The sequence below is a fragment of the Anaerococcus sp. HMSC068A02 genome (assembly GCF_001811125.1).
GTDB classification, from domain to species: domain Bacteria; phylum Bacillota; class Clostridia; order Tissierellales; family Peptoniphilaceae; genus Anaerococcus; species Anaerococcus vaginalis_C.
Genome location: NZ_KV803716.1, coordinates 1 through 24519 on the forward strand (window position 1 = coordinate 1; position 24519 = coordinate 24519).

Here is a 24519-nt window from a genome sequence, read left to right on the forward strand (position 1 = left end):
CAAATTGTGCTTTACTCATTATTTCCTCCTAATTTTTATTTAATACTTCTTCTTTTACACTTTCAGGTACTTGAGCATAGTGATCAAATTGCATTGCATATGTTGCTCTACCTTGAGTTTTACTTCTTAGATCTGTTGCATATCCAAACATTTCTGAAAGTGGTATGAAAGCATTTAATACATGAATTCCATCTTTTGGATTCATTCCATCAATCTTACCTCTTCTTGATGAAACATCTCCCATTACATCTCCTAGATATTCATCTGGTGTAGTAATTTCAACTTTTTCCATTGGCTCAAGTAAAATCGGTTTAGCTTTTGCTACTGCGTTTTTAAGAGCCATAGATCCTGCTACGTGGAAGGCAACTTCCGATGAGTCTACTTCGTGGTATGAACCATCGAATACTTCAACGTGCATATCAACCATTGGATATCCACCAAGGATACCTTGAGTAGCTGCTTCTCTAACACCTTCTTCAACTGGTTTGATGTATTCTTTTGGAATTGCTCCTCCGACGATTTTGGATTCGAATGTGATTCCTGCTCCTTCTTCGCCTGGCATAATTCTAAGAACAACATCTCCGTATTGACCAGAACCACCGGATTGTCTTACAAACTTACCTTGTGCTTCTGCAGGTTGTGTTATAGATTCTCTGTATGCTACTTGTGGGTTACCAATGTTAGCTTCTACTTTGAATTCACGAAGTAATCTATCAACGATAATTTCAAGGTGTAATTCTCCCATTCCTGAAATTATTGTTTGTCCAGTTTCTTCATCTGTTTTTGTAACGAATGTTGGATCTTCTTCTGCAAGTTTTTGAAGTCCTATAGCCATTTTATCTTGACTTGCTCTTGTTTTTGGTTCAATAGCAACTGAGATAACTGGATCTGGGAATTCCATGTTTTCAAGAATTATTTGGTCATCTTGAAGGCAGAGTGAATCTCCTGTTGTTGTATTTTTAAGTCCAAGAAGAGCTACTATATCTCCACAATAACCTGTTTCGATTTCTTCTTGTTTGTTTGAGTGCATTTGTAGGATTCTTCCTACTCTTTCTTTCTTACCTTTTGTAGCATTGTAGATGTATGAACCTGATTCGATTGTTCCTGAATAGATTCTTGCATAAATTAACTTACCTACATAAGGATCAGTTACTACTTTAAATGCTAAAGCAGAAAGAGGTTCTTTATCTCCAGCTTTTCTTTCAAGAACTTTTTCTTCATCTTTAGGGTCAGTTCCTTGAACTGCTGGTATATCAAGTGGGCTTGGCATGTAATCAACTATGGCATCAAGAAGTGCTTGAACACCTTTGTTTTTATATGCTGATCCACATAGACATGGGAAAATTTTCTTTTCAATTGTTCCCTTTCTTATAGCAGCTTTAATTTCTTCTTCAGAAACCTCTTCACCTTCTAGATATTTCATCATTATTGTGTCGTCAATTTCTGATAATTCTTCTAAAAGATTTGCTCTATATTCTTCAGCTTTTTCTTTTAAATTTTCTGGAATTTCGCCTTTGATTGGGTGAGCTCCTAAGTCTTCTGTTTTATATGTTACAGATTCCATTGTTACTAGGTCAACTACACCTTCAAATTCTTGTTCAGCTCCTATAGGAATTTCTATAGGTACTGCATTTGCTTTTAATTTTTCTTTTATTGTATCTACAGACATGAAAAAGTCAGCGCCTGTAGCATCCATTTTATTTATGAAGCAAAATCTTGGAATGTCATATTTGTCAGCTTGTCTCCAAACTGTTTCAGATTGTGGTTCTACACCACTTTTTGCATCAAAAAGTGCAACAGCACCATCAAGAACTCTTAGAGATCTTTCTACTTCAACTGTAAAGTCAACGTGGCCTGGTGTGTCTATGATGTTTATTCTGTGATCATTCCAGTAACATGTTGTAGCAGCAGAACCAATTGTAATTCCACGTTCTTTTTCTTGATCCATGGAATCCATTACTGCTGTACCATCATGGGTATCACCGATTTTATATATCTTTCCTGTATAAAACAACATTCTTTCTGTTACTGTTGTTTTACCAGCATCGATATGTGCCATGATACCAATATTTCTGGTTGCTTTTAATGAGACATCTCTTGACATTGATCCCCCTAATATCTATAGTGTGCGAAAGCTTTATTAGCTTCTGCAGCTCTGTGCATTTCTTCTTTACGTTTAACGCTGGCACCAGCATTGTTTGATGCATCTAAAATTTCTTTAGATAATCTTTCTACCATAGTTTTTTCTCCACGTGCTCTTGAGAAATTAACTAACCATCTTAAACCTAAAGTTTGTCTTCTTTCTGGTCTAACTTCCATAGGTACTTGGTAGTTAGCTCCACCTATTCTTCTTGCTTTAACTTCAAGTGTTGGCATAATATTTTCTAAAGCTTGGTAGAATACTTCTAATGGATCATTTCCTGAAGTTTCTCCAACTATTTCGAAAGCATCATAAACTATTTTTGTAGCAACGCCTTTTTTACCATCAAGCATAACGTTGTTGATAAGTTTTGTTACAACTCTATCGTTATACTTTGCATCAGGCATTACCTCTCTTTTTGGTATATGTCCTTTTCTTGACACTTTGCTTCCCTCCTTTACCAATTTTAGTAATATCTTTAGTACTCGACCATAAGGCCTTAAAAACGACCTTAAAGCCGTTCGTGTGCACATATACTTTTATTTTAATCTCAGTACATTATGCACTACATCTAAATACTACTAATTATCTTTTTTAGCTCCGTATTTAGATCTACCTTGTTTTCTTCCTTCTACTCCTGCTGTATCAAGAGTACCTCTTATGATATGGTATCTAACACCTGGAAGGTCTTTTACTCTTCCTCCTCTAATTAGTACAACAGAGTGTTCTTGAAGATTGTGTCCGATTCCTGGTATATAAGAAAGAACTTCTGCACCATTAGTAAGTCTTACTCTGGCAATTTTTCTCAAAGCAGAGTTAGGCTTTTTAGGTGTAACTGTTCTTACTGAAGTACAAACTCCACGTTTTTGTGGTGATTGAGATTTAGTTTGTCTTCTTTTAAGTGTATTGAAGTTATAACCTAAAGCTGGTGTATCTGATTTTTCCTTAGTAGTTTTTCTACCTTTTCTAACAAGTTGATTAATTGTAGGCATAATGCACCTCCTTTTTTTCTAAATTTTAATCATCTTAAAAATTGGCCTTACGCCAATCCTTATTAATTTTACACTCTTAGTATATATATGTCAAGTAATTTAAAGGCTTTTAGATATTTAAATTATTTTTGATTTAATTAAATTCTTACAAATTTTTTTATAAATAGTACAATGTAATCAAAAAGAGGAAGATATGGAAAAATTTTATAAAATATTATTGCTAGATCTAGAAAAAAAGAAATATGAAATTGAATATATTGATAAAAAAACTAAAAATTTTTATATGGGAGGATTTGCTCTTTCTTTGTTTTTTTTAAATAAAAACAAAAATTTTAAAAATCCTTGGATGATTTTTACATCTTCAATCATCGAATATAAAAATCCAATTTCTAAATTTATAATTATGGGAAAAAATAATTCGGGTAAAATTTTCTACAAAAATATGGGAGGAAATTTTTCTTATTTTCTTAAATCAAATTCTTATGATGGACTTGTTTTGCTAAATAAGTCTGATTTTCCTGTGGAACTTTATATTGATAAATATAAAATTTTATTTAATGAAAATCCTAATAAAAATCATTCAAACTCTTCTACTTTTAATTATTTAAGGAAAAAATATGGAGATAATTCATCTTCTATTTATATTACAAATTCAACTATAAAAAAAGATAATTTGGCAAGGCTTGTTGAAGATAAATACCGTGGTTGTTCAAAAAATCTTTCAAACCTTTTGTATGAAAAAAATGTTATTTCCATTTCAGTTAAAAAAAATAATTTAAGAAATATAAATTGTCCATCAATTTTTAAAAAAAATCCTAATAGACAATGTGATGGATGTATTTTGGGTTGTTTTGATAAAAAATCTCACGAAAAAGAAAATCTTTTTTCAATTAAAAATTCTTATAGTGAGAATAATTTAGAAAAATTAAATAAAATAAAAAATAGACTTGATGAGTATGGAATTGATATTTATGGCTTATCAAAAAGCATAGAATTTTCATATAAATATTTAAACCATATTTATAAATTCGAAAATTTAAATATCGACCAATTGGATAATATTACAAAAAAAATCGTAAGTGATAAAAAAGATGAAATTTATAGTGATTTGGCTTGTGGTAGAAAATATCTAGAGAAAAAATATAAAATAAAATCTTTATCAGATAAAAAAAGAAAAAATATTCCTAAGGATTATTTAAAAATAATTGATTCGGCAGGAATGTGTTTATTTGCTACAAACCCAAAATATTTATCAAATATTGTAAATACCATAAATGAACTTTCAAATTTAAATTACAGCATTGATGATGTTGAAAATTTAATAAAAGAAATCGGAAAATTAGAAAGCAGCTTAAATTAATTTAAGCTGCTTATTTTTTAATTCTATGTGATAGTCAAAGCTATAATCGTCTAAATTATCATGACTTATTATAATTATCATCCTATCTTCTTTTTCTTTTAGCCACTTATCCAAAAATATATTTGCATCAATCCTTGATTTTTTATCCATTTGAGAAAAGGGTTCATCTAGTAGCAAGGTCTGATTTGCTTTTAACATAGTCCTTAAAAAAACTACTTTTTCCTTTTCCCCTCCTGATAAGCTGTCTATATTTTGGTCTAATAAATTTTCTATTGCAAAAAATTCCAAGTCTTTTTTTATATTTTCAATATTTTTTCCTATTATTTTAAAATTATCTCTTGGAGTTTTTTTGAAAATAAAGGGATTTTGAGCTTGATAAACTATATTTTTATCATTTTCAATACTTCCTTTTACAAAGGTATTTATTCCAATAAAAGACTTTAATAATGTCGATTTGCCCGCTCCATTTTCTCCAGTTAAAATATATTTTTTTCCATCATAGAAAGTGAAATCTTCTATGTGAAATAATAATTTTTCATAAATTTCAGCTTGTACGTTTTTTATTTTTATCATCATTTCTCCTAGAAAAAATCATTGCAAAAATAGAAATTCCAAAGGAAATTAGCATAAGAATAATTCCAAGTTTTATACTCATAGAATAGTTTCCCTTATTATTTTCAAGAACTATTGCGGATGTCAAAACCCTAGTTTTATATCTTATATTTCCTCCTACAATCATTACAGCTCCTACTTCTGATATAGCTCTACCAAATCCTGTTATAAGCGCCGAAGAAAGCGAATAGGTGCTTTCTTTTAGCAACTGCCTATACATTTTGAATTTTGAAATTCCAAGTCCTAAGCAAGTTTCTACAAATGAATTTCTAATTTCTTCTACTGCTGGATATATATTTGCACAAATTATTGGTGTTACTATGAGAATTTGGGCAATTATTATAACTTTTTGCGTATAAAGCCAAGAAAGTTTTCCAAATATTCCATTTTTTGAAAATAAAATATATACAAAAACTCCTGCTATTACTGGTGGCAAGGATGTGAAAGCATTGATAAGAATTTTAAAAATTTTTATAAATTTATTTTCATTTAATCCAAGGTAAAATGCCAAAAAAATTGCAAAAATTCCAGATATTATTGTTGAAATTATACAAATTTTTAAGGTCAATAAAACTATGGAATAAATTTCATTCATCCTATTCTCCTAAAAAGAAAAGTTGTTGACCATATTCCTCTTTTCCGTATTCGCTAATTAATTTTGAAGCCTTATCTGATAGCATCCAATCTTGGAATTTCTTAGCTACATTTGGGTTTGTTCCTTTTACTTTGTCAGGATTTACTATAATGATTGAATAAACATTTTTAAGAGCATCTGATTGGTCAACTAAAACTTCCAAATCCAAATCATTTTCCATGGTTAAAAATGTTGATAAATCTGTTAAAGTATAGGCATTATTTTCTGATGCAAATGTTAAAGTTGCTCCCATTCCATCCCCTAATGAATTGTAATTATCTTTTTTTGATAATTCGTCAACATCAACGCCTGCTTTTTCCCAAATTTTTAATTCTTTGTTGTGAGTTCCTGATTCATCTCCTCTTGATACAAATTTTTCGCCCTTTTCATTTATTAATTTGAAGGCTTCTTCTGCATCTTTTCCTTTGATTCCTGCTGGATCATCTTTTGGTCCAACTATTACAAAGAAATTGTGCATGAAAGATTTTCTTTCAAGTCCATATCCTTCTTCGATAAATTTTTCTTCTGCATCTTTTGAGTGAACCAAAATTACATCAGCATTTCCTGCCTTTGCATCTTCGATTGCAGCTCCTGTTCCTTTTGAAACAATTTCCATGTCAAGTCCTGTGTCTTTTTTGAAATCATCTCTCAAATAATCCATTAGTCCTGAATCATTGACTGAAGTTGTTGTTGTAAGCTTTACAATTTTTTCTTCGCTTGTATTTTCGTTTGAGCTTTCCACAATTTCATTGCTTGTAGAATTTACATTGGAATCTGTTTTTATTTCTTCCGTATTTTTTCCACATCCTGTTAGTCCAAATAACAAAGCAAGTGCCAACAAATTTAGTTTTTTAATTTTCATTTTTTCCTCCTATAAAATATTTCCACTTTCCTTAGTATTATACCCACCTAAGTCTTTCATTTTATTTTTAAATTCATCTGATTTTAAAACTTCGATTAAGTCCTTGATAGATTCAAGTTTTAAATTTTCTTTTTTTATTATAAATTGATATTCTTCATCTTTTAGGTAAATAAAATCTATATCCATTTTTATAGCTGCCGATTCAACTCCAATTGAAAAATCACAATCTCCATTTTTTACTGCAAGGGCAGCTGACAAATGTGTAGTCACCTCATTGTCATAGCCATCTATTGTTTCTGGATCAATATTTTTCTTTTTTAACAAATAATCAAACAACAAACGAGTTCCTGCTCCTCTTTGTCTGTTGACCATTTTTTTATCAAGAAGATCTTCTATGGTTTTGATTTTTAATGGATTATTTTTTTGAACAAAAATCCCCTGCCTACGTCCAACCACATTTATTTTTGAAACTTCTTCTTTTTCAAAAAATAAATCAATTGCCTCGTTGTTATAAGTTCCATTTTGATCTAGCAAATGAGAAGGAGCAAGCAAACAATCGCCTTGGCTTAGGGCCTTGAGTCCCGCCAAAGAGCCAACATGTGATGAGGAAATTCTTGTAAGTTTATTATCTTTTGCAAACAAATCATTTAAAATATCTAAAACTATATCATGAGATCCAATCGAAACCATCCTGTTTTCAAAAACTTTTTTTGGAATTGGTCTATGAAGGGTGACTCCTACCAAATCTCCCCTATTATAGCCTTCGATATTTCTATCAATAATTAAATAACCGTCTGATTCTGATAGGGAAAACAAAGAGCCTGCCTTTCTATCAAGAGGAGTTACAATAATTTCTCCATCAACCAAACCAATTTTTACCCTTATGTATTCCCTGTTTTTTAGAGAGGAAATTACAGGCTTGGTAAGTTTTGCCTTAATTTTAATTTTATCATCAGAAATAATTCTCATTTTTTTAAGAAGAGTAGGAAGAACAATTTTATCAAAAACTATGTGGGTTGAAACTGGATAACCTGGAAGTCCTACAAAAGGAGTTTGGGAAATTTTTCCAAGAATTGCTGGTTTTCCTGGTTTTATTGAAAGTCCATGGACAAAAACTTCTCCTATTTCTTCCACAATTTCTCTTGTATAATCCTTGCTTCCCGCTGAAGTTCCTGCAATTAAGGTTACAAAATCACATTCTTTTTGAGCTTTTTCAAGAGCTTTTTTAATTTGTGCTTTTTCATCTTTTACAATAGGATAAATTTTTGTTTCAAATCCACACTCTTTTGCCATAGAATCTAGCATGGAAGAATTTGATTCGATAATTTTTCCCTTGACCAAGTCTTTTTTGCTATCAATTATTTCATTTCCAGATGGAATAATTCCAATAATTGGTTTTTTTAAAACTTCGACTTCATTTATTCCTGCAGAAATTAAAACTGAAAGATCAACTGACCTAAATTTGTGGTAAGATTCAAAAATCAAATCTTTTTCGATTACATCTTCTCCTTGAATTCTTATATTTTCCCAAGCATTTACAGGTTTTAAAATTACAATTCCATCTTCTTGAATTTCCACATCTTCTATCATTATTACTGCATCATAGGGTTTTATTAAGGCTGAGCCCGTATTGCAATAAATAAAATCTTCATTTTTTAAAAACAAGGGCTTATTTTCTCTTGCAAGTTTTGTCATCTCACTTTTTACCATAACCCCATCCATGGCTGATGAATGGTAGGCTGGAGATGAATATTTTGCAAAAATTGCATTTTTTGAAACTCTTCCAAAGGCATCCTTGGAATCTATAATTTCACATTTTTCATCTGCAAAAAATTCCCCAATATTTTCGTGGAAAATCTCTATTGCCTCTTCTAATTCTTTTGTATCTAAATAAATATTTCTCATCTAATAAGATTCACCCACACTTTTTCATTTTCTTTTATTCCTTCAACATACTCATCAATTACAATATAGCCCTCGGCCTTTTTTAGCAGGGAAATATTGTTGGAAAATCCAAAAATCGGACTTGCCACAAGCTCATCTCCTTCATTTTTAATTTCCACAAGACAAATCATGGTTTTTGCTGAAGTATTTGCAATATTTCTTTCGATTTTGCATTTTATTTTTAAATTTTCTTCAATTTTAAAATATTTTTCATAGGCTTTTTGAAAAACCGTCCTAAAAACTGCATAAGCACTAATGGGATTTCCAGGAAGTCCCAAAATCATAGTCTTATTGTTTTGGCTTAAACTTGTCGGCTTTCCAGGTTTTATGGAAATTCCGTGATAAATCATTCCAGGATTTAACTTTTTTGAAATCTCTGGAACAAAATCCTTGTTTCCCTTTGATGATGATCCAGAAATTATTATCAAGTCCAAATCTTCTTCAAGCTCTTTTTTTATAAGGTCTTTATCATCTTCCAAGTGTTTCATAGAAAGAACATCAATTCCCATCTTTTTAAGCAATGAATAAAGCATATAAGAATTAATATCCCTTGATTTTCCTGGGACTAGTTTTGCATTTACCGGAATAATTTCATCTCCAGTTGATAAAATTTTACATTTTAATTTGTCATAAACTTCAATTTTTTCATAGCCCAAGCTTGCAGCCATGGCTATTGTTTCAGGATCTATGATTTTTCCTTCTTTTTCGTAAATATCTCCAACTTTTGAATCATCGCTAATATCTATAATATTTTCCATAAAAACCACAGGCTTACTGATTGAAATTAATTTTTTTGACAAAATTTCTGTAAATTCTATGGGTAAAACTGCATCTGCTCCTTCTGGAACCATGCCGCCAGTATAAATTTTTGATGCCTCGCCTCTTTTTAATTTTTTTTGGGGAATATGGCCCATTTGAATTTCTTCAACAACTTTTAACATTGAAGGAATAGAATCAGTCGCACCTAGGCTATCCTTATAATTTATGGCGTAGCCGTCCATGGTACTTTTTCTAAAACATGGCAGATTATCTTTTGAAATCAAATCTGTCGCCAAAATATATCCCAAAGAATCGCAAGTTTTTATTTGAATTTTTTTCTTATATCCAATTTTTTCCATCAAAGAAACCTGTAAATCAATTGCTTCATCAATTTTTACAACATCTAATAAATCCATAACTTCCTCATTTTATTGAAAGATTTTCATTTTTTTTATAAAGATTAAACCTTTCGCCTCTTGCAAAACCTATTAAATTTATATTTTTCTCCATTGCCAAATCAATTGCAAAACTTGTTGGGCATGACTGGGAAATAAGAAGGCTAAAGCCAATATTTAAAATTTTTTCCATAATAACTTCACTTATCCTACAAGATGTAAAAATAAATTTATCAGATAGGTCGATTTCATTTTTTAAAATATAGCCAATTAATTTATCAACAGCATTGCTTCTTGAAACATCTTCCTCAAACTTTACAATTTGGTAATTTTTTACAAGGGCACAAGAATGAGCTCCACCGGTTCTTTTAAAAATCTCAGACTCATTTTGAAATCTTTTGAAAAAATCAAATAGTTTTTCCCTATCAATTGTTTGATTTTTAATTTCCCTATTCTTTTTTTTAGATTTTTCTTTCTTTAAATCAACATAGGCTTTGTTCTCTTCTATTTTTAAATTTTTAATATCACTTATTGAATTTATAAGATTTTCGCTATAAAGATGACCTATGACAAGATTTTCTATTTCAACCGGAGTGCATGTTAGTCTTGCAAATTTTTCCCCATTTACATAAATTTCTATAGGATATTCAACAATGACCTCATCCATCAAGTTTAGGTCCTTGCCCTTTCCAATTTTTTCAATTTGGTATTTTTTAACTGAATTCATTTTTACTCTCTTCTATAAATTTTTTCCAATCATCAGGATAATTTAAATTTCTAAAAATTTTCTCCACATTTTTAATTTCTTTTATCTCTTCTTTTTTTATCACAGCGGGAGAAATTTCTCTCAAAAATCCATTCAAACTGCGTCCGCCCTTTTTTATATATTTTTCCAAATCTTTTGCCAATTCTTTTTTGTAAAGGGCAAAAAATGGCTCATAATATTTTTCATTTTTGTAGGCCAAAATTTTTTCATAGGATTTTTCTTTCAAAAAATCAATGTAAGCCTGATTAAAATATGGCATATCGCAGGCAATCAAGAAATTATCCTCATTTTTTGCATAAATAAGGCCACTATACAATCCTGCACAGGGGCCAATATTTTTTATTATATCTTCTTTAATTAGTATATCATTTTTATAATTTTTATACCTATTTTCAAAAAAGTTTTTTTCATTTGACAAAATTATGATTTGATCAAAATTTTTTGCCAAGTTTTCTATAATGGTGTCAATCAAATAGACACCATTATAGGATAACTTTTGTTTATCAACTCCCATCCTTGTACTTTTTCCGCCGCAAAGAAGGAGAGCCGTCATTTTTTTATTTCCCATCAGCCACCCCAGCTAATGTTCATGTATTGGTCCATCAATTTATCATATTCTTTCTTAAAAATATTTGCATGTTCATTTTCCCAATTAGAAAAATTCTCCAAAATTTCTTTTAATTCTCCATCATCAACTTTTTTTGCCATAGATTTATAATAATCTCTAAAATCTTCTTCAATAAGATATGCCATTCTTAAAACATTCATATCAGGAATCATGGATTGCTCCAAATTTTGGTCCAAATTTTCGCTTTCTTTTCTTTGGTCAAAAAATTCTTCCCCATTATCCTTTGGCAAAGTCAAATCTTTTTCTTCTACATCTTCTCCCTTGTATTTGGAAAGAAGATTTTTTAGATACTCATAATGACCCCACTCAATTTTTGATAATTTTTTAAAAACTGCTTGAGTTTGTAGATTTTGACTTTTTTCTGCATTATCTTTATAAAAATTATGCCCATAAAGTTCCATTTCCATGGCAAGGCTAATTATTTTTATTGGATCATACATAAGAGCCCCTTTCTATTTTTTCAATCATAACACTTGCAACTTTAAGCTCAGGAATTTTTGCAATTGGATCTAAAGTTGGATTTGTAAGCCTATTTGCTGGTCCATCAACATAATGGAAAGGCATAAATACAACTCCTGGATTTATTTTTTCCGTTACTTTCGCATAAGATTCTACACTTCCACGTCTTGATGAAACTTTGATTTTTTCACCGTTTTTTATATTGTAAATTTTTGCAGTTTGTGGAGAAATTTCTATATAAGATTTTCCTGCAATCTCACTTAATCCTTCAATTTTTCCTGTCATAGTTCTTGTGTGATATTGGTAAAGCATTCTTCCAGTTGTAAGAATCAACGGATATTTTTCATCTGGCAATTCCTTGCTTTCTTCATAATCTATTGGTACAAAAAGTCCCTTGCCCCTTGCCATTGTATTTTTGTGTAAATATTTTGTTCCAGGGTGGTCTTTGTTTGTGCAAGGCCATTGAAGAGATTCTTTTTTAAGCCTTTTGTAAGAAATTCCACCGTATGAAGGAGTACAAGCAGCAATTTCATCCATAATTTCACTAGGATTTTCATAATATTCTTCATATCCTAAAAGAGTAGAAATTTCCATCAAAATTTGCCAGTCAGCTTTGGAATCTCCAATAGGATCAATTGCCTTATTGATTCTTTGAATTCTTCTTTCTGTATTTGTAAAAGTTCCGTCTTTTTCTGCAAATGATGCTGCTGGTAAAACTACATCAGCAAATTCTGCAGTTTCAGATAAGAAAATATCTTGAACAAGTAGAAAATCTAATTTTTTCAAAGCTTCTTTGATATGATTTTGGTCAGGATCTGAAATCATAGGATTTTCTCCCATTATATATAAAAATGAAAGCTCTCCTTTGTCTGCCGCATCCATCATCTCTGTAATTGTCAAACCTTTTTTATCTGGAAGATCTCTTTTCCAAAACTCTCCCATTTTCTCTCTTACAGGGTCAATAAATACTTTTTGATATCCTGTATAATCTGTAGGAAGTGCTCCCATATCGCAAGCACCTTGAACATTATTTTGTCCTCTCAAAGGATTTATTCCTGTAGATTCAAATCCAACATTTCCTGTAAGCATTTGTAAGTTTGAAGTTGATCTTACTCCGTTTGTTCCTGATGAATGTTGGGTAATTCCCATTGAATAATACAAAGCTCCCTTTTCTGCTTTTGCATACATTCTTGCAGCTTTTATCAAATCTTCTTTGTTTATGTGGCAAATTTTTGCAACCAGGTCTGGCGTATATTTTTCTACAGTTTTTCTAAATTCTTCAAAACCTTCGCATCTTTCATTTATATAATCCATATCGTGAAGATTTTCTTTTAAAATTATATGCATTAGGCCATTTAAAACTGCAATATTTGTTCCAGGTTTTATTTGTAAATAAATATCTGCATAATCTGCAAGTTCAATTTCCCTAGGATCTATAACTATAAGTTTAGCGCCTTCTTTTACTCTTTTTTTGATTTTTGTTCCAATAACCGGATGGTTTTCTGTTGTATTTGTTCCAATTATTATAAAGGCATCGGTTCCTTCAATTTCTGAAATACTGTTGGTCATCGCCCCACTTCCAAGGGTATTGGCAAGACCTGCCACGGTTGAGGCGTGGCAAAGACGAGCACAGTGATCGACATTATTTGTTTTAAAAACTGTTCTTACAAATTTTTGGAAAAGATAGTTTTCCTCGTTTGTACATCTTGCTGAAGAAAATCCACCAAATCCATCTGGACCTTTTTTCTCCATTGTTTCATTATATTTTTCTTTTATTAATCTGTAGGCTTCTTGCCAAGATGCTTCAACTAATTTTCCATTTTTTCTAATTAGAGGTTTTGTAAGTCTATCCGGATGGTTTACAAATTTGTGGGCAAATTTTCCCTTTACACACAAAAGCCCATCATTTGGAATTGTATTTATAGGTTCAACCTCAACTATCCTATTTCCTTTTATAAGTAAATTTATTTGGCAACCTACCCCACAATATGAGCAAGTTGTTTGAACTTTTCTTACTTCCCAATATCTAAACTTATCTTCTTCGTATTTTTTCTTAGGATTTAAGGCTCCAACCGGACAAGCTGAAACACAGTTTCCACAAGAAACACAATCTGAAAAACCAAGTCCCTTGTCCATAGGAGTTCCAATATATGTATCAAATCCCCTATCAACAAAACTTATGGCTTGACTATTTTGAAGATTATTGCACACACTTACACAAATCCCACATTTTATACACTTATTAGGATCGTAAGAATAAAATTTATTTGAAAAATCAATTGGTAAATCTTTTATCTGTCTTTTAAAAGATCCCTCACTTATTCCATACTCATAGCAATAATTTTGTAATTTACATTTTCCAGACTTATCACAAGATAAGCAATCATTTGGATGGTTTGAAAATAATAAATCCAAAATTTCTCTTCTCATTTTCATTATTTTTTCACTGTGAGTATAAATTTTCATCCCATCTTTTAATTTTTGTGAACAAGCCGTAACTGGAGTTTTGTATCCTTCGATTTCAACTATACAAAGTCTACAAGCTCCGTTTGGCAAAAGTCTTTCATCCTTACAAAGGGTTGGAATTTCTATGCCAATTTCCTTACAAAATTCAAGAATAGTCTTAGGAGTATCAAGATTATATTCAAAATCATTAATTATGACTTTCATATTATTCTCCTTTATCTTCTATTTTTTCAATTTTTTTATAAACATTATTTAAACCTGTGACAGTCATCCAATTAGTTTCTTTAAACTCTCCAGCCCCTTTCATGTAAGGTTTATCTGGATTATCCAAAAACATCAACTCTGTCATCATTCTTCCCTTTAAGCAAAGAGGTCTTCCAGAACCAGGTTTTTTTGCAGTAACCGCAATATTTTTGCCATCTTTTGAATGTAGATTAAAATCACATCCATAATCACAAACCTTACACTTAACTTCTTTGGTTTCTCCTTCAAAATTTCTAATTTTTCCCATAAGCCTTCTATCAACTAAGGCTCCAACTGGACAAATTGAAACGCACCTGTTGCATGAAACACAATAGGAATGAGCAAAATCTTCTCCCAAATCGCAAGCTATATAAGAGTCATATCCCCTGTCGGCAAAAGATAAAATTGCCCTTTCTTCTACTTGCCTACAAATTTGTACGCATTTTCCACAAAGAATACATTTTGAATTGTCTTTATAAATATAAGGGCTTGATAAATCATATTTTTCTTCTCTTTTTGCCCCATCATGGTCCCTGAATTTTACATCATATTCATAGGCATATTTTTGTAAAAGACAAGTTCCAGCTTTTTGGCAAGTTAGGCAATCATTTGGATGAGAATCTAGTAAAAGTTGCAAAATATTTCTTCTTTTTTCTCTTAATTCTTCTGTTTGAGTTTTTACTTCCATTCCATCACTTGCCCTTGCTGAACAAGATGTTTCAATTTTACTTCTACCGTTTTTTGTAATTTCAACTATACAAAGTCTACATCCACCAAAGGCATCAAGACTTGGATCATAGCAAATTGCAGGAATTTCTATCCCATTTTCCCTTGCTATATCCAAAACAAACCTATCTTTTTGAGTTTTTATTTCTTTTCCATCAATTTTTATTGTAATATCTGTCATAAGATCATCCCTTTACTACAGCTTTTGGTTTTATTGGACAAACATTATAGCAAGTTCCACACTTAATACATTTTTCTTGATCAATTATGTATTTTTCTTTAGCTTTTCCACTAATACAACCAACAGGACAATTTCTCTTACAAGTTCCACATCCTATACAATTATCTTCGATTTTATAAGATAATAATGCATTACAAGATCCAGCTGGACAGTGTTTATTTTCAATATGGTCTATGTATTCGTCTTTATAATATTTTAAGGTAGAAATTACTGGAAAGGCTGCTGATTTTCCCAAACCACAAAGAGAAGCCTCTGTTACCAATTCGCTTAACTCTTCAAGCCTATCAATATCTTCCATTTTTCCCTTTCCTGCTACAATTCTTTCAAGAATTTCCAAAATTCTCTTTGTACCTTCCCTACAAGGAACGCATTTTCCACAGGATTCATCACAAGTAAAGTCGAGGAAAAATCTTGCTATGTCAACCATACAAGTATTTTCATCCATAACTACCATTCCACCTGAACCCATAATAGAATTTAATTCTTTTAGGGTTTCATAATCTACAGATGAATCCAAATATTTTGCAGGAATACATCCACCAGATGGTCCACCTGTTTGAACAGCTTTTAATTCTTTGTCGCCTTCAATTCCTCCGCCCAAATCATAAATAATTTCTCTTAAAGTTGTTCCCATAGGAACTTCGATCAATCCACTGTTTTTTACATCTCCAACCAAGGAGAAAACTTTGGTTCCAGGAGATTTTTCCGTACCAATGCTTCTGTACCAATCAGCACCATTTATAATAATTTGAGCAACATTTGCCAAAGTTTCTACATTATTTATAACTGTAGGTTTTTGCCACAAGCCCCTAAAAGCTGTACGGTGGATTTTAACTCTTGGCATCCCTCTTTTGCCTTCAATTGATTCCATCAAAGCTGTAGATTCTCCACAAACAAAAGCACCTGAACCTAGCCTTAATTCAATTGTAAAATTAAAACCAGAATCCATTATATTTTTTCCTAGAAAACCTTTTTCTTCAGCATCTTTTATAGCATATTTTAAACTTTCAACAGCCTTTGGATACTCAGCCCTTACATAAATAAATCCTTCATCACTTCCAATTGCATAACCTGCAATAGCCATTGCCTCAAGAACTGAATGTGGGTCATTTTCAAGAATTGACCTATCCATATAAGCACCTGGGTCTCCCTCATCGGCGTTACAAATTATATATTTTTTATCCACATCATAATCAAATGCAGTTTGCCATTTTTTCCCAGTAGGAAAACCAGCTCCTCCTCTTCCACGAAGCATTGAATTTGAAATAGTTTCAATAATTTCTTTCCTATCCATTTTTGATAGGGCCTTATGTAGGGCAAAATATCCGCCCCTTGCTATGTACTCATCGATATTTCTTGGATTAATAACCCCACAATTTCTAAGGGCAATTTTCACCTGAATATCATCAGTTTTTTCAAGTTTTTCCGGGTGAGAAACTTGTGTATTTTCTTTTATTTTTTCAAGATATTCCAAATTTAACATAATTCACCTACTTATTTTCTTCCAAAACTTTAGAAACATCATCTTTTGTAAAATGTTCTACTTGCTCACCATTTATTTCAACTACAGGTGCTGCTCCACAATTTCCAAGACACCTTGTCTCTGAAATAGAAAATTTTCCATCAGGAGTGGTCTCGCCTTTTTTTATACCAAGTCTTTGTTCAAATTCATTTAAAATGTCAGCAGCCCCTTTTACATAACAAGCTGTTCCAAGACAAATATGTATATCAGTTTTTCCCTTTGGTATAAAAGTAAATTGTGAATAAAAAGTTGCAACCCCATAAACTTCTGCTAGGGGAATATTTAATTTATTTGAAATAAGTTCCATCATTTCATCTGGAAGATAGCCAAAAATACTCTGTGCCTCTTGTAAAATTGGCATTAAAGGTCCTTTTCTATCCTTGTTTTTTTCTATAAATCTTTTAAATTCATTAATTTTTTCTCTATTTTCTTCTTTGTCAAAAACAAAATTTCCTTTTATAGTTTTCATATTTAATCCTCTTTTTTTCTCAATGATAACCAATAAGCTAAACCTACAAAAATTCCTCCACCAATAATATTTCCTAAAGTTACTGGGAGTAAATTATGGATGAAAAATCCTGACCAAGTAAGTGCGCTAAGTCCATCCCCCAGTCCGCTTGCAGCCGCATAAGCTGGAATAGATTTTGCAAAAATTCCTGCTGGAATATAGTACATATTTGCAATACTATGCTCAAAACCAGAAAGAACAAACAACATTACTGGGAAAAATGCACAAAGCATCTTGCCAACTTGACTATCAGATCCAAAAGACATCCAAACAGCCAAACAAACTAGCCAGTTACAAAAAATACCAAGGATAAAAGCCTCAGAAAATCCAAGATTTACCTTAGAATTTGCAATTAAAATTGTTCTTGCCCCAAGCATAGAATCGCATGCATTCCATTGACCTGATTTTAACATTAAAAATGCCACAAAAACCGATCCAATAAAATTACCCAAATAAACAATGCACCAAGCTCTTAAAAGCTCTTTAATATTGATTTTTTTGTCATATACAGAAATAAGCATCAAATTATTTCCAGTAAAAAGCTCAGCTCCTGCGATAAGAACAAAAATTAAACCTGGAGTAAAACACAAACCTTGTACTAATTTGCCAAGTCCCAAAGTATCTTTATTTGCTAACAAATTAAAAGATGCAAAACTTGATCCTGCTGCTGCAAAAGCAATAAAAGCTCCTGCCAAAAATGAAAGGATAAAAAGTCTTTTTGTGTTTGCTTTAGCTTTTTTTACATAAGCATTACTGACCTTGTCCAAAATCTCATCTGGTCCTAAAATATTTGCCATAGCTTCTCCTTTTTATTTAAAATCATATAGACATATTTTTATATATTAAAACTATACTTAATTAAATTTTAAATCTTTTTAATACTTATGTCAATCGATTTCACTAAATGTTTATATATGTTTTAATTTTAACAATTAATTTGTATTTATAACCAAGAAATCTTTTTCCTAAATCGGTATTTTTTACGAAGTGAATTTTAAACTATCAGCCAATCTTATGATTTTACTTTATAAATATCGATTTTAATCTACCAAAATGAAAAAGAGGCAAGACAAACTTACCTCTTAATTTATTATTTTCTTATTTATTTTTAACTTATTATATAGTTTTACATACTTAATTTTTCTTTTTATTTAGCTTCTTTAACTTTATTAATTTCTTCAGTTTTATCTTCAGCTGGAGTTTCAACTGGAGCTTCTTCTACAACAGTTTCTTCAACCTTTTCAGGTTCTTCTTTAACTTCTTCAGCTGGTTTAGCTTCTTCTACTACAGGTTCAGCTGGAGTAGATGGTTGTTCTTCTTTATTAGACTCTTCTTTAGGTTCTGTAGGTGTTTCTACAGGTTTTTCTGGCTCTGGAGTAGGATTTTCTTCCTCTGGGAAGTCTGGAGTGTCTTTGGTATGTTCTTTCTGGTCTCTATCAAAGATAGGTTGGCTTTCCTTAGAAACTGAGTACAAGGAATAATAGGTATAATTACCATTATCATATGCCCCAATATACCAATCTTGACCATAACCTTTTTCACTATCATAAGTCATTTGAAGTTTATGTTGAGGTGAATTCTTTAAACCCTCAATTACAGTACTTCCGTCATCTCCTGCCATTCTTCTAGCTACAACTTCATTATACTCACAGTAATGACCAAATGTATCATTATCTCCCATCATTTTAGCGTATGTTTGGTCGTAATGAATATTAGTTGTTAAGCCTAAAGATGCTCTGAAAGCTATTAAGTCTTGAGCTACTTGCATTGCTGCTTCTTTTTGCCATCCTAATTCTCTTTCTCTCTCCACATATGTTCCAATAAGTTTAGTTCCATTAACTGGTGCTACAACTTTCTTATTAGTTTCTTTCCAGTCTGAATACTTAACTGTACCATCTGAGTAAACTGTTTTTGTTCTAGAGTAAGTATAGGTTGTGTAACCTTTAGTACCCTCTTCTATTATCTTTGTTTCGCCTTTTGGCATTTGTTGGTTTTCAAATTCATCATAAGAGAAATCTACAAAGTCTTTATTTTCTGTTTTTGATTCTTCTTCAGTACTTACAACAGTAACTTCAGGTTTTTCTGGCTTATCAGGTTTATCTGGTGTTACTGGTTTGTCTTCTTTAGTACCAACCACTTTTATACCACTTACTGGGTTTACAACTTGTTTATTTTCAATAGTCCAATCTGAATACTTAATTGTACCATCTGAATAAGTATCTTTATTTCTTTTCATTGTATAGACTGTGTAACCTCTTACACCTTCTTTTTCAATTCTTTCTTCGCCTTTGGTAAGAGTATTATCCTCTTTTATGATATACATAAAACCCTTATAATCTCTTTTTTCAGATTTACTTTCAACTTCAGACTTAACCAATTTAACTTCTGGTTTTTCTGGTTTATCTGGAGTTACTGGTTTATCAGGTTTAGCTGGTTTTTCTGGCTCTACAGGTTTCTCAATACCCCCTTGAGATGGGTTACTTGGATTTACTGGCTTGCTAGGTTTATTAGGTGTTACTGGTTTGCTTGGATTAGCTGGTTTTGATGGTTTATAATAATTATTTCCACTATTACCAGTTTTTTTAGTATTTACAATACCTGAAATTGTTCCATTATTAGTAGAATTCGCTCTTGCCACTTTCTTATTTTCATTTACTATAGAATTTACAGTCTTATTATCTTTGTTTTCATCTTCTTTAGTTTTTTTATTATCTTCTTTTTCTTCTTTCTTATTCTCATTTTTCTTGTCATTTGATTTAACATTACTATCATCAACCGAATTGTAATCCAAATTACTACTTAATTTATCAGATACTACGCTAGGCTTATTATCTATTTTTTTATCCTTAGTCTTATCTGTTCCATCAAGAAAACTACATCTTGAAAATAAGCCAATACTTAGTAAAACTGCTGCTGGAATTATTATTTTTTTCTTGTTTTCTTTTTTCATAAAATTCTCCTTATTATAATTTTATAAATTAATTTCTTACCACTACACCAAAATCCATTGTTGAAATTGAAAAGTTTTTATAAATAAATTTTAAGTAGATATTTACTTTTCATCCACAAAACATTATGCAATAATTTGTTTATTATATTATAATGTATAAATATATATATATATATATGCTTTCATTTCTATTGTTTATATTTTAAATCTTTTTAATATACTTGTCAATATCTTTCTTAAAATATTTACTATATGCTTTATCCTAGAATATTAATTTAAAATTTTTGCATAAAATAAATTATTCTTAATATTTTTATAAGAAATAAAAGCGGCTGTTGCAAAATAATTTATTCATATTTTGCAATAGCCACTTAAAATTTAATTTGTCTATTAATAACAAATCCCCTATAATGAATTTATTGGAAAGGAGAATTTTATGAATTCTAAAGAAAATTACAGACAATATATTCATGCTCTTCCTTGTGCTGCAAGTTTAGTTTTGCTTATTCAATATTTGACTTTTTTTTATATTTATAAAAACAGCCAACAAGAATCTCTGACAAGATCCTTAATTTATTCCCTAGGATTTTTGATTTTTTCTCTATTTCTTTCAAAAGTCCAAAAAGTTGATTTTAATTTTAAGGATATAAAATACAGAAAACTTACTATAATCTTATTAGTGGTATTTGTAATTTTAAATTTAATAAACACAATATAAAAGAGCCAGCAAATGCCGGCTCTTGTTTTTTTTATTCATTTAATGCTTCTTTTTCTCTATTTTCTACTTCTTCTATATTCATTTGGATTTGTGCATCTTCAAGGTCTTTATTTTCATAGTTAATATCAAAGTCATTGTATACTTTCATTCCTGTACCTGCTGGTATTAATTTTCCTATGATTATATTTTCTTTTAGTCCTTTTAGATCATCAACTTTTCCTTTTATTGATGCATCTGTTAAAACTCTTGTTGTTTCTTGGAAAGATGCTGCTGATAGCCAAGATTCTGTAGCAAGTGATGCTTTTGTAATTCCTAGAAGTTGTTGAGAATATTTACATGGCTTTTTGCCTTCTTCTTCCATTTGTTCATTTGCAATTCTTACTTCTCTAATTTCTTGCAATGAACCTGGTAAAAATTCTGTATCTCCAGCATCTTCTATTTTTACTTTTTTAAGCATTTGCTTTGTAATAACTTCTATATGTCTATCGTCAATTTCTACACCTTGAAGTCTGTAAACTTTTTGAACTTCTTTTGTGATGTAATCTTGAACTCCAACTTTTCCTAGAACTTTTAATACATCGTGTGGATCAAGGGAACCTTCTGTAAGTTGTTGTCCTTTTTCAACCACATCTCCTTCTGAAACTAAAAGTCTTGCACCAAATGGTATATTATATTTTTTAGAATATCCATCTTCAGATAAAATTTCAACGTCAGTTTTCTTTTCATTTTGAATTAATGAAACTGTACCAGAGTTTTCTGCAATAAAGGCAAGTCCTTTTGGTTTTCTTGCTTCAAACAACTCTTCAACCCTTGGAAGACCTTGAGTAATTCCTACTCCTGCAATTCCTCCTGAGTGGAAGGTTCTCATTGTAAGCTGAGTACCTGGCTCTCCGATTGATTGAGCCGCAATAATTCCTACAGCCTCTCCAATATTTACTTTCTTGCCTGTAGCAAGGTTTCTACCATAACATTTTTCACAAACGCCATGTTTAGATTTACATTCTAGAACTGAACGAAGTTTAACTTCTTTAATTCCATTTGCTACAATATTGTCGGCCTTATCTTCATCAATAATTTGATTTTTACCAACTATAAGTTCCCCATCATTATCATAAATATCTTCAAATGATGTACGTCCTACAATTCTTGTAAATAAATTTTCGATTAATTCGTTGCCATCTTTAAATTCACGAGCAACTACAAATCCATCTGTACCACAATCATCTTCAGTTACGATAACATCTTGAGAAATATCTACCATTCTTCTTGTCAAATATCCTGAATCGGCAGTTCTTAAAGCTGTATCTGTAAGTCCTTTACGAGAACCGTGTGTTGAAATAAAGTATTCTTGTACTGAAAGCCCTTCACGGAAGTTAGCCTTTATAGGAATTTCTATAATTTTTCCATCAGCTCTTGACATAAGTCCACGCATTCCGCCTAATTGCCTAATTTGGTTTGTAGAACCACGGGCTCCAGAATCTGCAAATATTTTAATATTATTGTCAGATTTTAATTCGTCAAGTAGAGCTGCTGTTACTTCATCAGTTGCCTCTCTCCAAATATCAATAACTTTTTCATATCTTTCATTATCAGTTATAAATCCACGTCTATAAAGTTTTTCATACTTATCAACTTCGCTATCAGCCTTTGACACTATATCCCATTTTTGATGTGGAATTGTAACGTCTGACATAGAAACTGTTAGTCCTGAAAGAGTTGAGAACTTATAACCTGTTGATTTTATATAATCTAGAACTGATGCTGTTTTTATATTTCCATGTTTTCTAAAGCAACGATCAACAATTTCTTTTAATACACCAGATGATGTAACTTGATCAACTTCTAGAGAATATGGATCTTCTTTTCTATTTACATATCCTAAATCTTGTGGAATTCCTTCGTTGTAGATAAATCTACCAACTGAAGAATTTACAATTTTTCCAGGATCTTTTTCATCTTTTTTAATTCTTACTCCAACTTTTGTTTGAAGGGTAACATCATGATTTAAAAGAGCTTTTTTCATTTCTGAAATATTTTCGAAAATCATTCCTTCGCCCTTTGCACCTTCTTTTATAGTTGTTAGATAATATGCACCAAGAACCATATCTTGGGATGGAGTTGTAATTGCCTTACCATCTTTTAGACCAAGAATATTGTTTGTTGACATCATCAAAAGTCTTGCTTCAATTTGTGCTTCATTTGATAAAGGTAAATGTATTGCCATTTGGTCCCCATCAAAGTCCGCATTAAAAGCAGGACAAGCAAGTGGATGAAGTTTCATCGCCTTTCCTTCAACCAAAACCGGTTCAAAGGCTTGGATACCAAGTCTGTGAAGTGTAGGAGCACGGTTTAATAATACTGGATGGTCTTTTATTACATCTTCAAGTATTTCATATACTCTTGGATCTTTTTTCTCCACCATTTTTTTAGCAGATTTTAAATTATGAGCAAGGTCTTTTTCCACAACCTTATTCATTATAAAAGGTTTGAATAATTCTAGAGCCATCTCTTGTGGCAAACCACATTGGTTAAATTTAAGATTTGGACCTACAACTATTACAGAACGTCCTGAATAATCTACTCTTTTTCCAAGTAAGTTTTGTCTAAATCTACCACTTTTACCTTTTAATAAATCTGATAGAGATTTCATATTTCTATTTGATGCACCTGTTACAGCACGTCCACGTCTACCATTATCTATTAAAGCGTCGACAGCTTCTTGGAGCATTCTTTTTTCATTTCTTACAATGATTTCTGGAGCTCCAATATCAAGAAGTCTTTTTAATCTGTTATTTCTATTTATAACTCTTCTATATAAATCATTTAAATCACTTGTTGCAAATCTTCCGCCTTCAAGTTGAACCATTGGTCTAAGTTCTGGTGGCATAACTGGAAGAACATCAAGTATCATCCATTCTGGTTTATTGCCACTTGTTAAAAATGCGTCGACAACTTCAAGTCTTCTAGAAATTCTTACTTTCTTTTGTCCTTTTGCATCTTCAAGTTCTTTCATTAAAGATTCATATTCTTTTTTAAGATCCATGTTAGCAAGAAGTTTTTTAACAGCTTCTGCTCCCATTTCAGCTTGAAATTCTGTATCATCTGGATAATTATCTAGAGCCTCTGAATACTCGCTTTCAGATAATTCTTGTTTTTCGTAATATTCAGTTTCTCCTGGATTTATTACTACATAGGATGCGAAATATAATATTTTTTCCAAAACCCTTGGGCTCATATCTAATAGAAGACCCATTTTTGAAGGAATTCCTTTGAAATACCATATATGACTTACAGGAGCTGCAAGTTCAATATGTCCCATTCTTTCACGTCTTACTTTAGATTTTGTTACTTCAACACCACATTTTTCGCAAACAACACCCTTATATCTAATTCTCTTGTATTTACCACAAGAGCATTCATAATCCTTGGTTGGTCCAAAAATTTTCTCACAGAATAAACCATCTTTTTCAGGTTTAAGTGTTCTGTAATTTATAGTTTCTGGTTTTTTTACTTCGCCATGGGACCATGATCTGATTTTTTCAGGAGATGCTATTTTCATTCTCATAGCACCAAATTCTTGTAATTCTGACAAAA

20 protein-coding genes are annotated in these 24519 nt (G+C 31.2%); 2 read left to right on the top strand and 18 right to left on the bottom strand.

The features are described 5' to 3' along the window. Positions 1-28: 28 nt before the first annotated feature. The 3 genes from fusA to rpsL form a co-directional block, all read right to left on the bottom strand. Complete coding sequence (gene fusA, locus HMPREF2782_RS02350; protein ID WP_070640623.1) at positions 29-2104, bottom strand: elongation factor G; 2076 nt, start codon at positions 2102-2104, stop codon at positions 29-31. An 8-nt stretch (positions 2105-2112) separates the two neighbouring features. Then, positions 2113-2583 (bottom strand): 30S ribosomal protein S7, encoded by a 471-nt coding sequence (gene rpsG, locus HMPREF2782_RS02355; RefSeq protein ID WP_004818603.1) that lies wholly within the window; start codon positions 2581-2583, stop codon positions 2113-2115. 138 nt (positions 2584-2721) lie between these two features. After that, on the bottom strand, positions 2722-3132 hold the full coding sequence (gene rpsL / locus HMPREF2782_RS02360; RefSeq protein ID WP_004838162.1) for a 30S ribosomal protein S12: 411 nt from the start codon (positions 3130-3132) through the stop codon (positions 2722-2724). A 193-nt stretch (positions 3133-3325) separates the two neighbouring features. Here rpsL and HMPREF2782_RS02365 point away from each other — a divergent pair, with 193 nt between their 5' ends. Beyond that, a complete protein-coding gene (locus tag HMPREF2782_RS02365) occupies positions 3326-4492 on the top strand; it encodes an aldehyde ferredoxin oxidoreductase N-terminal domain-containing protein (protein WP_083304880.1) in 1167 nt (388 codons plus the stop codon). Here HMPREF2782_RS02365 and HMPREF2782_RS02370 read toward each other — a convergent pair. The 14 genes from HMPREF2782_RS02370 to HMPREF2782_RS09460 all read right to left on the bottom strand — a co-directional run bounded on the left by HMPREF2782_RS02370 (position 4484) and on the right by HMPREF2782_RS09460 (position 20207). Then, positions 4484-5065 carry an ATP-binding cassette domain-containing protein gene (locus HMPREF2782_RS02370; protein ID WP_257244390.1) on the bottom strand — a complete coding sequence of 194 codons (582 nt, stop codon included), beginning with the start codon at positions 5063-5065 and terminating at the stop codon, positions 4484-4486. The two genes, HMPREF2782_RS02365 and HMPREF2782_RS02370, sit on opposite strands and share 9 nt — an antisense overlap. Next, complete coding sequence (locus tag HMPREF2782_RS02375; RefSeq protein ID WP_070640624.1) at positions 5037-5699, bottom strand: ABC transporter permease; 663 nt, start codon at positions 5697-5699, stop codon at positions 5037-5039. Before HMPREF2782_RS02375 ends, HMPREF2782_RS02370 begins: the two co-directional genes overlap by 29 nt. A 1-nt stretch (position 5700) precedes the next feature. Next, positions 5701-6600 (bottom strand): ABC transporter substrate-binding protein, encoded by a 900-nt coding sequence (locus HMPREF2782_RS02380; protein WP_070640625.1) that lies wholly within the window; start codon positions 6598-6600, stop codon positions 5701-5703. A gap of 9 nt (positions 6601-6609) precedes the next feature. Continuing rightward, positions 6610-8505 carry a molybdopterin biosynthesis protein gene (locus HMPREF2782_RS02385; RefSeq protein ID WP_070640626.1) on the bottom strand — a complete coding sequence of 632 codons (1896 nt, stop codon included), beginning with the start codon at positions 8503-8505 and terminating at the stop codon, positions 6610-6612. Beyond that, positions 8502-9719 (bottom strand): molybdopterin molybdotransferase MoeA, encoded by a 1218-nt coding sequence (locus HMPREF2782_RS02390; protein ID WP_070640627.1) that lies wholly within the window; start codon positions 9717-9719, stop codon positions 8502-8504. Before HMPREF2782_RS02390 ends, HMPREF2782_RS02385 begins: the two co-directional genes overlap by 4 nt. A 7-nt stretch (positions 9720-9726) precedes the next feature. Beyond that, on the bottom strand, positions 9727-10425 hold the full coding sequence (fdhD, locus tag HMPREF2782_RS02395) for a formate dehydrogenase accessory sulfurtransferase FdhD (RefSeq protein WP_070640628.1): 699 nt from the start codon (positions 10423-10425) through the stop codon (positions 9727-9729). After that, entirely contained in the window at positions 10412-11032 is a 621-nt protein-coding gene (locus HMPREF2782_RS02400; RefSeq protein WP_070640630.1) for a molybdenum cofactor guanylyltransferase, read from the bottom strand. Before HMPREF2782_RS02400 ends, fdhD begins: the two co-directional genes overlap by 14 nt. Continuing rightward, entirely contained in the window at positions 11032-11532 is a 501-nt protein-coding gene (locus HMPREF2782_RS02405; protein ID WP_070640632.1) for a ferritin family protein, read from the bottom strand. The genes HMPREF2782_RS02400 and HMPREF2782_RS02405 overlap by 1 nt, the downstream gene beginning before the upstream one ends. Further along, entirely contained in the window at positions 11525-14221 is a 2697-nt protein-coding gene (gene fdhF, locus HMPREF2782_RS02410) for a formate dehydrogenase subunit alpha (protein WP_070640634.1), read from the bottom strand. The genes HMPREF2782_RS02405 and fdhF overlap by 8 nt, the downstream gene beginning before the upstream one ends. Before the next feature lies 1 nt (position 14222). Then, the gene (locus tag HMPREF2782_RS02415) at positions 14223-15167 is read right to left on the bottom strand and encodes a 2Fe-2S iron-sulfur cluster-binding protein (RefSeq protein ID WP_070640636.1); all 945 of its coding nucleotides are present in this window, start codon (positions 15165-15167) and stop codon (positions 14223-14225) included. Between the two features lie 4 nt (positions 15168-15171). Further along, the gene (locus HMPREF2782_RS02420; protein ID WP_070607458.1) at positions 15172-16710 is read right to left on the bottom strand and encodes an NADH-ubiquinone oxidoreductase-F iron-sulfur binding region domain-containing protein; all 1539 of its coding nucleotides are present in this window, start codon (positions 16708-16710) and stop codon (positions 15172-15174) included. Positions 16711-16717: 7 nt separating this feature from the next. Beyond that, positions 16718-17218, bottom strand: a complete 501-nt coding sequence (gene nuoE, locus HMPREF2782_RS02425; RefSeq protein ID WP_070640638.1) for an NADH-quinone oxidoreductase subunit NuoE — start codon at positions 17216-17218, stop codon at positions 16718-16720. 2 nt (positions 17219-17220) lie between these two features. Beyond that, complete coding sequence (locus HMPREF2782_RS02430) at positions 17221-18054, bottom strand: formate/nitrite transporter family protein (protein WP_070640640.1); 834 nt, start codon at positions 18052-18054, stop codon at positions 17221-17223. Between the two features lie 350 nt (positions 18055-18404). Next, a complete protein-coding gene (locus HMPREF2782_RS09460; protein WP_070640642.1) occupies positions 18405-20207 on the bottom strand; it encodes a G5 domain-containing protein in 1803 nt (600 codons plus the stop codon). A 436-nt stretch (positions 20208-20643) separates the two neighbouring features. Between HMPREF2782_RS09460 and HMPREF2782_RS02440 the strand changes: the two genes are divergently transcribed. After that, positions 20644-20925 (top strand): hypothetical protein, encoded by a 282-nt coding sequence (locus HMPREF2782_RS02440; RefSeq protein WP_070640644.1) that lies wholly within the window; start codon positions 20644-20646, stop codon positions 20923-20925. Positions 20926-20956: 31 nt separating this feature from the next. Here HMPREF2782_RS02440 and rpoC read toward each other — a convergent pair whose 3' ends face one another. Continuing rightward, positions 20957-24517 carry a DNA-directed RNA polymerase subunit beta' gene (rpoC, locus tag HMPREF2782_RS02445; RefSeq protein ID WP_070640646.1) on the bottom strand — a complete coding sequence of 1187 codons (3561 nt, stop codon included), beginning with the start codon at positions 24515-24517 and terminating at the stop codon, positions 20957-20959. Between the last annotated feature and the right edge of the window lie 2 nt (positions 24518-24519).

Excerpts from the sequence above, each read along its gene's own strand:
- HMPREF2782_RS02430 (WP_070640640.1), bottom strand. The coding sequence starts at position 18,054 with ATGGCAAATATTTTAGGACCAGATGAGATTTTGGACAAGGTCAGTAAT.
- fdhD (WP_070640628.1), bottom strand. The coding sequence starts at position 10,425 with ATGAATTCAGTTAAAAAATACCAAATTGAAAAAATTGGAAAGGGCAAG.
- HMPREF2782_RS02415 (WP_070640636.1), bottom strand. The coding sequence starts at position 15,167 with ATGACAGATATTACAATAAAAATTGATGGAAAAGAAATAAAAACTCAA.
- nuoE (WP_070640638.1), bottom strand. The coding sequence starts at position 17,218 with ATGAAAACTATAAAAGGAAATTTTGTTTTTGACAAAGAAGAAAATAGA.
- HMPREF2782_RS02440 (WP_070640644.1), top strand. The coding sequence starts at position 20,644 with ATGAATTCTAAAGAAAATTACAGACAATATATTCATGCTCTTCCTTGT.
- HMPREF2782_RS02365 (WP_083304880.1), top strand. The coding sequence starts at position 3,326 with ATGGAAAAATTTTATAAAATATTATTGCTAGATCTAGAAAAAAAGAAA.
- HMPREF2782_RS02400 (WP_070640630.1), bottom strand. The coding sequence starts at position 11,032 with ATGGGAAATAAAAAAATGACGGCTCTCCTTCTTTGCGGCGGAAAAAGT.
- rpsL (WP_004838162.1), bottom strand. The coding sequence starts at position 3,132 with ATGCCTACAATTAATCAACTTGTTAGAAAAGGTAGAAAAACTACTAAG.
- fdhF (WP_070640634.1), bottom strand. The coding sequence starts at position 14,221 with ATGAAAGTCATAATTAATGATTTTGAATATAATCTTGATACTCCTAAG.
- HMPREF2782_RS02405 (WP_070640632.1), bottom strand. The coding sequence starts at position 11,532 with ATGTATGATCCAATAAAAATAATTAGCCTTGCCATGGAAATGGAACTT.
- HMPREF2782_RS02385 (WP_070640626.1), bottom strand. The coding sequence starts at position 8,505 with ATGAGAAATATTTATTTAGATACAAAAGAATTAGAAGAGGCAATAGAG.
- fusA (WP_070640623.1), bottom strand. The coding sequence starts at position 2,104 with ATGTCAAGAGATGTCTCATTAAAAGCAACCAGAAATATTGGTATCATG.
- HMPREF2782_RS09460 (WP_070640642.1), bottom strand. The coding sequence starts at position 20,207 with ATGAAAAAAGAAAACAAGAAAAAAATAATAATTCCAGCAGCAGTTTTA.
- HMPREF2782_RS02390 (WP_070640627.1), bottom strand. The coding sequence starts at position 9,719 with ATGGATTTATTAGATGTTGTAAAAATTGATGAAGCAATTGATTTACAG.
- HMPREF2782_RS02370 (WP_257244390.1), bottom strand. The coding sequence starts at position 5,065 with ATGATAAAAATAAAAAACGTACAAGCTGAAATTTATGAAAAATTATTA.
- HMPREF2782_RS02420 (WP_070607458.1), bottom strand. The coding sequence starts at position 16,710 with ATGTTAAATTTGGAATATCTTGAAAAAATAAAAGAAAATACACAAGTT.
- HMPREF2782_RS02375 (WP_070640624.1), bottom strand. The coding sequence starts at position 5,699 with ATGAATGAAATTTATTCCATAGTTTTATTGACCTTAAAAATTTGTATA.
- HMPREF2782_RS02380 (WP_070640625.1), bottom strand. The coding sequence starts at position 6,600 with ATGAAAATTAAAAAACTAAATTTGTTGGCACTTGCTTTGTTATTTGGA.